The 13,175-nt window shown below is 72.7% G+C and carries 9 protein-coding genes; 4 read left to right on the top strand and 5 right to left on the bottom strand.

All coding sequences use genetic code 11. The annotated features are described in order from the left end of the window. The first annotated feature begins 619 nt into the window (after positions 1-619). Positions 620-1,426 (top strand): hypothetical protein, encoded by an 807-nt coding sequence (locus tag ACIWVC_RS15665; RefSeq protein WP_396447928.1) that lies wholly within the window; start codon positions 620-622, stop codon positions 1,424-1,426. Here the strand turns inward: ACIWVC_RS15665 and ACIWVC_RS15660 are convergent. Next, a complete protein-coding gene (locus tag ACIWVC_RS15660; RefSeq protein WP_396447927.1) occupies positions 1,364-2,215 on the bottom strand; it encodes a putative RNA methyltransferase in 852 nt (283 codons plus the stop codon). The two genes, ACIWVC_RS15665 and ACIWVC_RS15660, sit on opposite strands and share 63 nt — an antisense overlap. Before the next feature lie 104 nt (positions 2,216-2,319). Beyond that, positions 2,320-2,673 carry a thioredoxin gene (gene trxA, locus ACIWVC_RS15655; protein WP_396447926.1) on the bottom strand — a complete coding sequence of 118 codons (354 nt, stop codon included), beginning with the start codon at positions 2,671-2,673 and terminating at the stop codon, positions 2,320-2,322. A gap of 130 nt (positions 2,674-2,803) precedes the next feature. On the opposite strand from trxA, the gene ACIWVC_RS15650 reads away from it, so the two are divergent. Both ACIWVC_RS15650 and ACIWVC_RS15645 read left to right on the top strand, forming a co-directional pair. Further along, the gene (locus tag ACIWVC_RS15650) at positions 2,804-3,814 is read left to right on the top strand and encodes an RNA polymerase sigma factor RpoD/SigA (protein WP_396447925.1); all 1,011 of its coding nucleotides are present in this window, start codon (positions 2,804-2,806) and stop codon (positions 3,812-3,814) included. Between the two features lie 204 nt (positions 3,815-4,018). Then, a complete protein-coding gene (locus ACIWVC_RS15645) occupies positions 4,019-5,368 on the top strand; it encodes a class II 3-deoxy-7-phosphoheptulonate synthase (protein WP_396447924.1) in 1,350 nt (449 codons plus the stop codon). 120 nt (positions 5,369-5,488) lie between these two features. Here ACIWVC_RS15645 and ACIWVC_RS15640 read toward each other — a convergent pair whose 3' ends face one another. Genes ACIWVC_RS15640 through ACIWVC_RS15630 form a run of 3 tightly spaced genes read right to left on the bottom strand, consistent with a single transcriptional unit; the run spans position 5,489 to position 8,539 of the window. Next, positions 5,489-5,857, bottom strand: coding sequence for an ATP-binding protein (locus ACIWVC_RS15640; protein ID WP_396447923.1), 369 nt, complete (start codon positions 5,855-5,857; stop codon positions 5,489-5,491). A gap of 44 nt (positions 5,858-5,901) precedes the next feature. Beyond that, positions 5,902-6,240: an STAS domain-containing protein gene (locus tag ACIWVC_RS15635; protein ID WP_371955004.1), complete on the bottom strand. Its 339-nt coding sequence runs from the start codon at positions 6,238-6,240 to the stop codon at positions 5,902-5,904. A gap of 31 nt (positions 6,241-6,271) precedes the next feature. Then, positions 6,272-8,539, bottom strand: coding sequence for a SpoIIE family protein phosphatase (locus tag ACIWVC_RS15630; protein WP_396447922.1), 2,268 nt, complete (start codon positions 8,537-8,539; stop codon positions 6,272-6,274). A 340-nt stretch (positions 8,540-8,879) separates the two neighbouring features. On the opposite strand from ACIWVC_RS15630, the gene ACIWVC_RS15625 reads away from it, so the two are divergent. After that, the gene (locus ACIWVC_RS15625) at positions 8,880-13,109 is read left to right on the top strand and encodes a HAMP domain-containing protein (protein WP_396447921.1); all 4,230 of its coding nucleotides are present in this window, start codon (positions 8,880-8,882) and stop codon (positions 13,107-13,109) included. Positions 13,110-13,175: the final 66 nt, after the last annotated feature.

Raw genomic sequence — 13,175 nt, 5'->3', positions numbered from 1 at the left:
ACCCACCGCGCCGAACCCCGCTCCCGCAGGCCCCGGCTCCGGGGCAACCCTTCTAACTTACCTGGCCCACACCCGCTGTCAAGCCGATCAATGAAGATCGTTTCGACGGTCGGAAGCGTTCCAGTCCCCCCGCGGCGACGACTCACCCCCAGGCACTGAACCTGGCGATGATCGATCCGTAGGAGATGCCCTGCGGGCCGGCCACCTCGCGGCGTCCTGCATCCCGTTCTGGGCTTTCAGACCATCATACACCAGCCCGAGCGCCGCTCGAACCGATTTACGAAGGTCCGCTCCCCCGGGCCGGCCGCCTCGTTCGGCGTCCCGCATCCCATCGGGGGCCGCCACCGAGAACCGGCCCCCTCACAGGGCCGGGCCGTTCCTGGTGGCTTCCCCGAGATCGGCCGCCCTGCGGCGTCCGCGTCTCCCGGAGCAGCAGAGACAGTAAGCGCGGCCCATGGCACCGTCAAATCGCGGCACAGGCGGCGCACCCGCCGCATTGTCACTCGAAGCACACCATCAACCCCGCTGACCTCGCCTTTCCCGTACTACGTGCATCGGGTCACAGTGGGGTAGCGTGCGCAGACGGCCCGTCCGACGGCGTCCGCGCCGAGGGCGGGCAGTGGCTCCCGGCACGACACTCGCCCGAGGTCAGGAGGAACACCTCGTGAATGTGCCCGTCGCCATCCGCGCCTCCGCGGAGCGTCTCGTGGTCGCCGCGACGATGGGGCCCACCGTCCATGACGTGCACGCTTGGCGGTTCAAGGTCATTCCCGGCCTGGTCGAGTTGCACGCCGACCCGGACAGGTTCCGGACCATGCACGACCCCGTGGGACGGGGTCTGCACCTCGGCGGCGGCGCCGCGCTCGTGAACCTGCGGCTGGCCGCCGCGCAGCTCGGGTGCGCGGCGGTGGTCCGGCTCCTCCCCGATCCCGGACGCCCGTACGTCCTCGCCTCGGTGCGCTTGGCCGGGCGTCACCGGGTGACCCGCGAGGAGCGCCTCCTCTACGCCGCGACACTGAAGCCCTTCCCCGGCAATCGTCCGCCGTCGGGCCTGCGGCCCGCGCTTCCCGTGGTCAACGAACTGGGGGAAGCCGCCCGGCTGGAGGGAGCGGCGCTTCACCTGCTTCCCGATGACAGGGGCGGGGAGAGCCGGCGGGCCGTTCTCACGACTCGTGGCGACTCCCCCGCCGAGTGGCTCCGCGCGGGCCAGGCACTCCAGCGGCTCCTGCTGAGCGGCACGGCTCGTGCCGTCTCCGTCTCGTTCATGTACGAGGAGGTCGACGTGCCGGGAGCCGAGGACGTGACGGAACCCGGGGAAGTACCGCAGGTGCTGCTCGAACTCACCCAGCGCGCGGACTCGGACCTACATGAGCCGCCGGTACGTCGAAAGGACGAAGGACAGCGGCACCGGCGTCGGGTCCGGTAGTGCCCGCAACCGCTCACGGAGCCGGTCGGCCGGGACGTGGTGCGCGCTCGGCCCCATCCCCACGAGCGTGGCCACCTCATCATGCGTCAGGACGGCCTCGGCCCCGACCTCCCGGCGTGCATCGAATTTGAAGTAGCCGGCGAGCGCGGCGTCCATCCGCTCGGTCTTCCGCGAGTCGATCGAGAGCAGCCCGAGCGGTTTGACGAGGCTGCCGAGATGCCTGGGCCCCGGGGTCACGGTGAATAGGAACCCGTCGTCGCGGAGCACCCGGTGGAACTCGGCCGCGTTTCTCGGTGCGAAGACGTTGACGACAGTGTCGGCGGCGCCGTCCCGGAGCGGAAGCGGGCGCCAGAGGTCGGCCACGACCGCGCCGGCCCGGGCGTGGGCCTTGGCGGCGCGGCGTGCGGCGTGCTTGGAGATGTCCAGCGCCAGGCCCACCGCGCCGGCCGACCGGTCGAGTATGCGGCTCAGATAGTGGCCGGTGCCCGCGCCCGCGTCGACGACGAAGGACGGAGCGGCCTCGGAGACGCTCCGCGCCAGCGTGGCCGCCAGCGCGTCGAAGTGGCCCGCTTTCAGGAAGTCGTCACGGGCGCGGACCATCTCCGGCGTGTCGGCCGTCCCAGGACGCGCGTTGCCCGGCAGGAGGTTCGCATATCCCTGCCGCGCGATGTCGAAGGCGTGCCCGCCCGGGCAGTGCAGTCCGCGGCCGGCCAGTTCGAGGTCCGCTCCGCACACGGGGCACACCAGGTAGGGAACGACATCGGCGAGCATCCGTCCATCATCGTCCATCCGGCGGCGGATCGGGCGTCACCACCCGCTTGTTCGCCCTCGCGCCGCCCGCTCGCGGCCCTCGCGGCTCCCGGAGGACGCGGCGGGCGTACCACCGGCCGGCGTCACGCCTCCGCGCGGCGGCGGACGTCCTCCATGTCGAGGCCCCGGACCTGCTCGATCACGTTCTCCAGCACCGGCTCGGGCACGGCGCCCGGCTCGGCGAAGACGATGAGGCCGTCCCGGATCGCCATCAGCGTGGGAATCGACCGGATACCGAACCTCTCGGACAGCTCCGGCTCGGCGTCGGTGTCGACCTTCCCGAACACGATGTCCTCGTGCCTGCCCGCGGACTTTTCGAAGACCGGCGCGAAGCGCTTGCACGGACCGCACCACTCCGCCCAGAAGTCGACCAGCACGATGCCGTCGGCCTGAGCCACCTTGTCGAAGTTCTCAGCGGTCAGTGTGACCGTCGCCATGTCGGTTTCTCCTCAGTCGGGGTATCAGGTCGTAGAGCGGCTAACAGCCTCGCAGTATTCCCCGCCCGGGAATCACAGAGCGGTAATTAGCGTTGTCCCCTTAGGGAGATCGCACCGGAGAAGGGTCAGGATGGCTGCAACCCGTACTAAGGGCGACAGGGTCGACGTCACCGACAAGGATCTTGTCGGTGCGTACCTCGACCGGATCGGCCGCACCCCCCTGCTCGACGCGCAGGAGGAGGTCGATCTGGCCAAGGCGATCGAAGGGGGCCTGTACGCCGAGCAGCTCCTCGACGACGGGAGGGTGCCCGAGGGCGCGACCCGCGAGGAGCTGGAGGAGCTGGCCGCGGCGGGGCTGCGCGCGAAGCAGCGCTTCGTCGAGGCCAACCTGCGGCTCGTGGTCTCGATCGCCCGGAAATACCCGACCGACTCGTTGCCCCTCATCGACCTCATTCAGGAGGGGAACCTGGGGTTGATGCGCGCGGTGGAGAAGTTCGACTACCGCCGCGGCTTCAAGTTCTCCACATACGCGACCTGGTGGATCAGGCAGGCGATCGGGCGTGGGCTGAGCCACACGGCCCGCACCATCCGGCTGCCGGTCCACGTGGAGGAGGAACTTTCGCGCCTGCGCCGCGCGGAACGCCAGCTGGGCCGCGAGCTCGGCAGGGAGCCGACCCGCGAGGAGCTGGCCGGGACGCTGGGCGCCGACGCCGAGCACATAGACGAGCTGCTGCGCTGGCGGCGGGATCCGGCGAGCCTGGACGCGACCGTCGACGACGCGGGCGAGACGCCGATGGGCGACCTCCTGGAGGACCCGGAGGCCGTCACGCCCGAGGCGGAGATCCTCGCGCTGGACGACATCGAGGGCCTCGCCCGCCTGCTCGACCGGCTGCCCGAGCGCGAGTCCGCCATCGTGCGCGCCCGGTTCGGGATGGACAGCGGGCAGCCGCTGTCGTACGCCCAGATCGGCGCCCGGTACGGCCTGAGCCACAACCGGGTGCGGCAGATCACCGACCGTTCGCTGCGGCGGCTGCGCCAGATGGCGAACGAGACGGATCTGAGCGGCCGCAGGACGCTGGCCGGCACCCCCGGCGGCGGCCGGGACCGGCAGCCCGCGGCCGCCGGAATACGCGCGGCCTGACCGGGCCTGCGCGGGCACAAGACCACATGACCGCACATCGGGCGGTCCCGGGGCATCGGGGCCGCCCGATTCGTGTGTCCGCCTCCGCCCGGCGCGTGCGGACGCCGCCGGACCGCCGCCGCGGCCGCCGAGACCGCCGCGGAGGACGGCCGCGGCGGGGCTCGCCGTCCCTCGCCGGGCGGGCGGTGCCATAGCCTTTTCCGTGTGAGTACATCCGCCGCCATCGGGGACCTCGACGCCTGGCGCGCCCTCCCCGCCTTCCAGCAGCCCGATTGGGACGATCCGGACGAGGTCCGGGCGGTCGCCGCCGAACTGGCGACGCAGCCGCCGCTCGTCTTCGCCGGCGAGTGCGACCAGCTGAAGTCGCAGCTCGCGGACGTCGCGCGCGGCGAGGCGTTCGTCCTGCAGGGCGGCGACTGCGCGGAGACGTTCGACGGGTCGACCGCCGACGCGGTGAAGAACAAGCTGAAGACGCTGCTGCAGATGGCGGTCGTGCTCACCTACGCCGCCAGCGTGCCGGTCGTGAAGATCGGCCGGATGGCGGGCCAGTTCGCCAAGCCGCGGTCCAAGCCGGTGGAGGTGCGCGGCGGCGTGGAGCTGCCCGCCTACCGGGGCGACGCCGTGAACGGGTTCGCGTTCGACGCCGCGTCCCGCCGCAACGACCCGCGCCGGCTGCTGAAGGCCTACCACTGCTCGGCCGTGACGCTGAACCTGTGCCGGGCGTTCACCAAGGGCGGCTACGCCGACCTGCGCCAGGTGCACGCCTGGAACCGCGACTTCGTCCAGCAGAGCCCGGCGGGGCGCCGCTACGAGCAGCTCGCGGCCGAGATCGACCGGGCGCTGACGTTCATGAAGGCGTGCGGGGTGAACCCCGACGAGTTCCACGGGGTGGAGTTCTACTCCAGCCACGAGGCGCTGCTGCTGGAGTACGAGCGGGCGCTGACCCGCATCGACCACCTCAGCGGCCTGCCCTACGACGTCTCCGCGCACTTCCTGTGGATCGGCGAGCGCACCCGGCAGCTGGACGGGGCGCACGTCGAGTTCCTGCGGCACATCCGCAACCCGATCGGGGTGAAGCTCGGCCCGGCGACGTCCGCGGACGACGCGCTGGCGCTGATCGACCGGCTGAACCCCGACGGGGAGCCCGGCCGGCTCACCTTCATCACCCGGATGGGCGCGGGCAGGATCCGGGACGCGCTGCCGCCGCTGATCGAGAAGGTGCGCCAGAGCGGCGCGCCGGTCGCGTGGATCTGCGACCCGATGCACGGGAACACGTTCGAGGCGCCCAGCGGCCACAAGACCCGGCGGCTCGACGACGTCCTGGACGAGGTGGCGGGCTTCTTCGAGGTGCACCGGGCGCTCGGCACCCACCCGGGCGGCATCCACATCGAGTTCACCGGCGACGACGTCACCGAGTGCGTCGGCGGCGGGCAGGGGCTCGCGGAGGCCGATCTGCACCAGCGCTACGAGACGGCGTGCGACCCGCGGCTCAACCGGGGCCAGTCGCTGGACCTGGCGTTCATGGTGGCCGAGCTGTACCGCAAATCGGTCTGACCGTCCCGAAGGTCCGAGAGCGCGTCCGCCGACCGGTGAAACCGGTGGCGGGCGCGCTCCCGTGCGGGACCATGCGCGGCGGCACGTTCCAAAACGGGACGCCGCGTCAGGTGATCCGTCTCAGATGTCGACCTCGGCCCACACGACCTTGCCGCCGGTCACCGGGTCGGCGCCCCAGGAGTTCGCGAACCGGTCGACGATGAACAGGCCGCGGTGGGACTCGTCCAGCGGGCCGGGCACGGTCAGCCGGGGCAGCTGCGCGGCGCGGTCGCGGACCTCGACGCGGACGCGGCCGGAATCGCGCAGCAGCCGCAGTTCGAGCGCGGTGCCCGCGTGCCGCACGGCGTTGGCGACGAGCTCGGCCACGATCGCGGTGACGAGCTCCTCGCGGTCCATCAGCGCCCAGGTGCGCATGGTCCGGGCGGCGAGGCGACGCGCGTACTCGACCGCCTCGGTCTGCGGCGCCGCCCGCAGTGTGGTCTCGGTCATCGGGTCGGTCACTCCGCCCGCTCGCCGTTTCTCATCGGGTTCCCTCACCGCCCATCGGCAGGTGCCTCCTCCGCCGGGCCCTCGATCAGGAAGCGGTCGAGCCCGGTGGTGCGCAGCACGTTCTCGACCCGGCCGTAGGCGCCGGTGACGGTTAGCGTCGCGTTCTGCGCGCGCGCGTGCTTGTACGCCCGGACGAGGACGTTCAGCCCGGAGGAGTCACAGAAATCGACCGCCGCGAGGTCGACGACGACCGCCCGCTCGCCCGCGTCCACGAGCTCGGTCAGCCGAGTGCGCAGCTCTTCGGAGGAGTGCAGGTCGATGGAGCCGCGCGCGGCGATCGTCGCGCGGCCGTCCTGTCGTGTCGTGTGCAAGGCAAGCCCCACGCCACCCCACCTTACCGATTGTTGGTCTCCATCATGACGCCCGTAGAACGATGAGGGCAATGTCGTCGTTGGACGGCTCGGGCCCGAAGTCGCGGACCGCCCGCTGGATCCGCGCGGCGACGGCGCCCGCGCTCAGCCCCTTGCAGTCGGCGAGGAGGCGTTCGAGGCCGTCCCCGTCGCCGAGGAGCCGCGTCCCGGCCCGCCGCTCGGTGACGCCGTCGGTCACGCAGAGCAGGACCTCGCCTCGGCGCAGGTCGACCGTGTCGGTGTGGAACTCCACGCCGTCGAACACGCCGAGCAGCGGCTGCGCCGAGGCCGCCTCGCGCACGTTGCCGTCGGGGTCGAGGACGAGCGGGAGCGGGTGCCCGGCGCTGGTCAGCCGGATCCGGACGCCGTCGCGGCGGCGGGCGGCGATCTCGCCGTGCAGCAGGGTGAGCAGCCGGCCCCGCTCGCCCTCGCCGAGGATGAGCCGGTTGAGCCGGGCCAGCACGTCCGGGACGGACATGTCCTCGGCGGCGAGGATGCGCAGCGCGTGCCGGGCGAGCCCGGTCACCGCGGCGGCCTCCGGGCCGGTGCCGCACACGTCGCCGATGGCGAACCGCCAGCGGGACGCCGAGGCGGGGCCGCCGGGCCGCGGGCCGCTCTCGAAGACGTCGTAGAAGTCGCCGCCGACCTCGCTGCCCTCCCCGGCCGGCTCGTACACCACCGCGACCTCCAGGCCGGGGATCTCGGGGATGCCGGGCGGCAGGAGGCTGCGCTGCAGCGCGCTGCTCATGGCGGTCTGCGCGGAGAACAGGCGGGCGTTGTCGACGGCGAGGGCGGCGCGGCGGCTGAGCTCCTCGGCCAGCTCGATCGCGCTGCGCGGGAAGCGGTCGCCGGGCGGGCGGCCGATGACGATGGTGCCGATGCGGCGGCCGCGGGCGATCAGCGGGAAGGCGTAGACCTGGTCGGCGGCGGTGTCGCCGGCGGCGGCGCGGACCTCCTCGGGGGCGGTGGCGAGCCCGTTCCAGGGGCCGGGGCCGTCCATCGGCGGGGCGGCGCCCGCGTGCTCCAGCAGCTCGCGGAGCCCGTCGGAGCGGTTCTCGTCGGCGTGCCACACGTAGGCGAGCCGGTCGGGTTCGGCCTCGCTGACGGTGTAGACGGCGCACCAGGTGGCCAGGCGCGGGACGACGAGCTGGGCGACCAGCGCCATCGTGCGCTCCTGGTCGAGGGTGCCGGCGAGCAGGTCGCTGGCCTCGGCGACGAAGCTGAGCCAGCCGCGCCAGGACCGTTCCAGCTCGCCCACCCTGGCCTTCTCCAGGGAGAGCGACATCTCGTCGGCGAGCCGCCCGAGCCGGGCGCCGTCGGCCTCGTCGAAGCGGCCCGGCACGGAGGAGACGGCCACGACGACGCCGGTGAGGCGCCCCTGGGACTCCAGCGGCGCCGCGGCCAGGGACCGGGCCTGCAGGGCCGTGGCGGTCGGGTCGGCCTCGGCGGCGACCCAGGGCGAGCCGGCGCGGGCGGCGGGGCCGAGACCGGCCACCGACAGCTCGCCGAGCGGCATCTCGGCGGCGGTGCCGGCCGACGAGCCCATGATCATGCGGCCGTCGCGCTCGGTGAGCAGGACGGCGGCGCCCTCCGCGCCGAGGGTCTCGCGGACGGTGGCGACGCCGTCCTCCATGGCCTCCACGGCGGCCGGGGAGCGCAGCAGCCGGTCCCCGGCGACGGGGACGTCGCCCGCGTCGGCGCCGAGGGCGCCCTCGCGGCCCTGCGCGCGGCCGGCGTCGCGGGGCTGGTCGCCCCGGTCGCGGGCGGCGCGCTCCCGGGCAGCGCGCTCCCGGGCGGTGCGCTCCGCCGGGTCCCGCCCGGCGGAGCCCGCGGCGTCGGGCAGGTCGGCGCCGACGTCCCGTCCGGGGGCGTCCGCGGGGTCGGCGCCGGCGGCCGCGCCGGGCCGGGGCAGCCGGAACCAGACGCCCTTGGTGCGGCGGTCGTAGGAGACGCCCCAGGACGCGGCGAGCCGGGCGATGGACGGGAGCCCGCGGCCGCTGGAGGCGGTGACGCCCGGCATCTCGATGCCCCGGGTGGGGTGCCGGTCGCGGACCTCGATCTTGATGTCGCCGTCCTCCAGCCGGCAGGAGACCTCGAAGGACGTCCCGGCGTAGGCGATCGCGTTGGTGGCCAGTTCGCTGGTGGCCAGCACGGCGTCGTCCGCGACCTCGTCCATGCCCCAGTCGGCCAGCACCTTCCGGACGAACCGGCGCGCGTCCGCCACCGACGCGGCGGCGGACGGGAAGGTCGCCGAGGCCGTCTGCCGATCCAACCGTCATCCCTTGTTCGAAGTCACTACCCGGTCCGGTCATCGTGACAGACCGGCCGGCCGCGCGGCCACGAGAGCCGTGAACCGGGCCCCGCGGTGCGTCCGGCCTCGGTGAACGCGACCCCCGTCACGACACGACAGACCGTAACACGAAGACTACGAGCGCGGATGCACGGTCATCGACGTCTGGCCACGGCCGTCTCCGCGAAAGGGGCCGGCCCCCGCACGGCGACGTAGAGTACTGGTGCGGCCGCATGTGGGCCCAAGAGCCGGAAATAGGGCCCGGGGAAGGAGTCCGTGGCATCCGGACGTTCGACGATCGCGGGCCAGGAGGATGAAGAGAATGCCGCGTACCGCGTCACGTGCCCGCCCCGGCGGGTACCGCGACACCACCCCGCGCTACAGCGACGCCGATCTCGCGCCGCTGCTGAAGGCGCTCGCCGCCGTGCGGGACGGCAGGGCGAAGGAGGAGCTCGACGTGCCGGGCGAGGGCGCCGTGGCGGAGGCCGCGGCGATCCTGGAGGAGATCCGGCTGAACGGGGAGGAGCTGTCCGCGGGGCTGAGCCGCGTCCGGCGGGAGATCGGCCGGGAGGGCAAGCTGCGCGGGCGGCTGACGCCGAGCAGGCTGCGGGGGACGTGGGCGACGGCGGCCGAGGACGCCAACGCGATCATCGACAAGCTCACCGACCTGGCCACCGGGATGCACCAGGTGGTCGAGGCGGTGGCCGCCGGGGACCTGAGCCGGCGGGTGGAGCTGCGGGTGCGCGGCAGGCCCATGCGCGGCGAGCTGCTGCGGATGGCCAAGTCGGTCAACGGCATGGTGGAGCTGCTCGACCAGTTCACCTGGGAGGTCACCCAGTTCGCCCGCGAGGTCGGCACCGAGGGCCGGCTCGGCGGGCAGGCGCCGGCGCGCGGCATGACCGGCCGCTGGCGGGACGTGACGGCGTCGGTGAACGTGATGGCGTCGCGGCTGACGTCGCAGGTCCGCGACATCGCGGAGGTCACCACGGCGGTGGTGAAGGGCGACCTGACCCGCAAGGTGACGGTCGAGGCGAGCGGTGAGCTGCAGGAGCTGAAGCTCACCGTGAACACGATGGTCGACCAGCTGTCGGCGTTCGCGGACGAGGTCACCCGCGTCGCCCGCGAGGTCGGCACCGAGGGCCAGCTCGGCGGGCAGGCCCACGTGCGCGGCGTCAGCGGCGTCTGGAAGGACCTGACCGACAACGTCAACGCGATGGCGAACAACCTGACCAACCAGGTCCGCAACATCGCGCAGGTCACCACCGCCGTCGCGGACGGCGACCTCGGCAAGAAGATCACCGTCGACGCGCAGGGCGAGATCCTGCAGCTCAAGAACACCCTGAACACGATGGTCGACACGCTGTCGGCGTTCGCGGACGAGGTCACCCGCGTCGCCCGCGAGGTGGGCACCGAGGGCCGCCTGGGCGGCCAGGCGCGGGTCCCGGGCGTGAGCGGCGTCTGGAAGGACCTCACCAACAACGTCAACGGCATGGCGTCCAACCTGACCTACCAGGTCCGCAACATCGCGCAGGTCACCACCGCCGTCGCCGAGGGCGACCTGGGCAAGAAGATCACGGTCGACGCGCAGGGCGAGATCCTGGAGCTGAAGGACACCGTGAACGGGATGGTCGACACGCTGTCGGCGTTCGCGTCCGAGGTGACCCGCGTGGCCCGCGAGGTCGGCACCGAGGGCCGCCTCGGCGGCCAGGCGGTCGTGCCCGGCGCGGGCGGGGTGTGGCTCGACCTGACCGACAACGTCAACGCGATGGCGAACAACCTGACCAACCAGGTGCGCGGGATCGCGCAGGTGACGACGGCGGTGGCGCAGGGCGACCTGACCCGCAAGATCGAGGTGGACGCGCAGGGCGAGATCCTGGAGCTGAAGACGACGCTGAACACGATGGTCGACACGCTGTCGTCGTTCGCGTCCGAGGTCAGCCGCGTCGCCCGCGAGGTCGGCACCGAGGGCCGCCTCGGCGGCCAGGCGATCGTGCCCGGCGCCGGCGGCATGTGGAAGGACCTGACCGACAACGTCAACGGCATGGCGTCCAACCTGACCTACCAGGTCCGCAACATCTCCCAGGTCGCGACCGCCGTCGCGCACGGCGACCTGACGCGGCGCATCGACGTCGACGCGCAGGGCGAGATCCTGGAGCTGAAGACGACGCTGAACACGATGGTCGACACGCTGTCGTCGTTCGCGTCCGAGGTGACCCGGGTCGCCCGCGAGGTCGGCAGCGAGGGGCGCCTCGGCGGCCAGGCCGAGGTCGAGGGCGTGTCCGGCACCTGGAAGCGGCTGACCGAGAGCGTCAACGAGCTGGCCGGCAACCTCACCACCCAGGTCCGCGCGATCGGGGAGGTCGCGAGCGCGGTCGCCAGCGGCGACCTGACCCGGACGATCACCGTGGAGGCGCGCGGCGAGGTCGCCGAGCTGTCCGACAACGTCAACCTGATGGTCGCGACGCTGCGCGAGACGACCCGCGCCACCGAGGAGCAGGACTGGCTCAAGACCAACCTGGCGCGGATCGGCGGGCTCATGCAGGGCCACCGCGACCTGCTGCAGGTCGCCGAGCTGATCATGCGGGAGCTGACCCCGACGGCGAGCGCCCAGTACGGCGCGTTCTACCTCGCCGAGAAGGCCGGCGACGAGCTGGAGCTGGTGCTGATCGCCGGGTACGGGACGCGGCGCGACAGGACCGGGTCGGTCCGGTTCGCGCTGGGCGAGGGCCTGGTCGGGCAGGCCGCGCAGGAGCGCCGGCCGCTGCTGATCGCGGACGCGCCCGCCGACTACGTCAAGATCGGGTCGGGGCTGGGCGAGGCGTCCCCGGTCAACATCATCGTGCTGCCGATCGTGTTCGAGGACGAGGTGCTCGGCGCGATCGAGCTGGCCTCGTTCGGCCGGTTCACCGACGTCCACCTGGCGTTCTTCAGCCAGCTGATCGAGACGATCGGGGTCACGCTGAACGCGATCCGCGCGAACGCGCGGACCGAGGCGCTGCTCAGCGAGTCGCAGCGGCTCGCGCAGCAGCTGCAGGAGCGGTCGGACGAGCTGCAGCGCCAGCAGGGCGAGCTGCGGCACTCCAACACCGAGCTGGAGGAGAAGGCGGCGCTGCTGGCCCAGCAGAACCGCGCGATCGAGATCCAGAACTTCCAGATCGAGCAGGCGCGGCGGACGCTGGAGGAGCGCGCCGAGCAGCTGGCGATCTCCTCCCGGTACAAGTCGGAGTTCCTCGCGAACATGTCGCACGAGCTGCGCACCCCGCTGAACAGCCTGCTGGTGCTGGCCAAGCTGCTGTCGGAGAACCAGGACGGCAACCTCACCGACAAGCAGGTGGAGTTCGCGCGGACGATCCACGAGTCCGGCACCGACCTGCTGGAGCTGATCAACGACATCCTGGACCTGGCGAAGGTCGAGGCGGGGAAGATGGAGGCGCACCCGCAGCGGCTGTCGGTCGCGGGGCTGGTCGACTACGTGGACGCGACGTTCCGCCCGCTGTCGGTCGACAAGGGCCTGCAGTTCGGCGTGGAGGTCGCGCCGGACGTCCCCGCCACCCTCAACACCGACGAGCAGCGGCTGCAGCAGGTGCTGCGGAACTTGCTGTCGAACGCGGTGAAGTTCACCGCCGAGGGCGAGGTGCGGCTGCTGATCGAGCGGGCCGGCGACATCGACTTCACGCTGCCCGCGCTGTGGAACACCCCGGACGTGATCGCGTTCCGGGTGATCGACACGGGGATCGGGGTCAGCGCCGACAAGCTGCAGGAGATCTTCGAGCCGTTCCAGCAGGCCGACGGGACCACGAGCCGCCGCTACGGCGGCACCGGGCTCGGCCTGTCGATCAGCCGGAACATCGCGCGGCTGCTCGGCGGGGAGATCCACGCGGAGAGCCAGCCGGGCCGCGGCAGCGTGTTCACGCTCTACCTGCCCGCCCAGTACAGCGAGCGCGAGGACCGGCGGCGCCCGGCGCCGCCGGAGGAGCCGGCCGCCCCGCCGGAGGGCGCGCGGGCCGGGGGCGGCGAGCGGGGCGAGGACCGTCTCGCGCGCCGGGCGTCCGCCCCCGCCGCGGACGCCGGCCTGCCGGTGGAGCAGCGCCCGCCGGCGACGGAGCCCGAGCCGGCGCTGAACGGGCTGCTGGAGGAGCCGCCGGCCGACCTCCTCGACACCGTCCTGTCGGGGCGCAAGGTGCTGATCGTCGACGACGACGTCCGGAACGTCTTCGCGCTCACCAGCGTCCTCGAGGGCTACGGGATGGAGGTCCTCTACGCCGAGGACGGGCAGGCCGGGATCGACGTGCTGCACCGCAACCCGGACGTCGCGGTCGTGCTGATGGACGTCATGATGCCGGGGCTCGACGGTTACGCCACCACGGCCGCCATCAGGGAGATGCCGCAGTTCGCCGACTTGCCGATCATCGTCATCACGGCCAAGGTGATGAAGGGCGACCGGGAGAAGAGCCTCGACTCCGGCGCGTCGGACTATGTGCCGAAGCCCGTGGACGTGGACCATCTTCTTGACGTCATGCGGAACTGGCTGCAACCCTCCATCGTCCGCTGAGGAGAGGAGAGGCCCGGGCAGTAGGGTCGCCGTGGGCGGCGCTCGGCCGGCGGTGGCGGGGACCGG

Origin of the sequence: Actinomadura sp. (genome assembly GCF_044508335.1) — a bacterium.
In the GTDB taxonomy this organism is placed as follows: domain Bacteria; phylum Actinomycetota; class Actinomycetes; order Streptosporangiales; family Streptosporangiaceae; genus Spirillospora.
This window is presented reverse-complemented; position numbering and strand designations above follow the sequence as displayed.

Coding starts and splice junctions, on each gene's coding strand:
- ACIWVC_RS15660 (WP_396447927.1), bottom strand. CDS start 2,215: ATGGACGATGATGGACGGATGCTCGCCGATGTCGTTCCCTACCTGGTG.
- trxA (WP_396447926.1), bottom strand. CDS start 2,673: ATGGCGACGGTCACACTGACCGCTGAGAACTTCGACAAGGTGGCTCAG.
- ACIWVC_RS15650 (WP_396447925.1), top strand. CDS start 2,804: ATGGCTGCAACCCGTACTAAGGGCGACAGGGTCGACGTCACCGACAAG.
- ACIWVC_RS15640 (WP_396447923.1), bottom strand. CDS start 5,857: ATGACCGAGACCACACTGCGGGCGGCGCCGCAGACCGAGGCGGTCGAG.
- ACIWVC_RS15625 (WP_396447921.1), top strand. CDS start 8,880: ATGCCGCGTACCGCGTCACGTGCCCGCCCCGGCGGGTACCGCGACACC.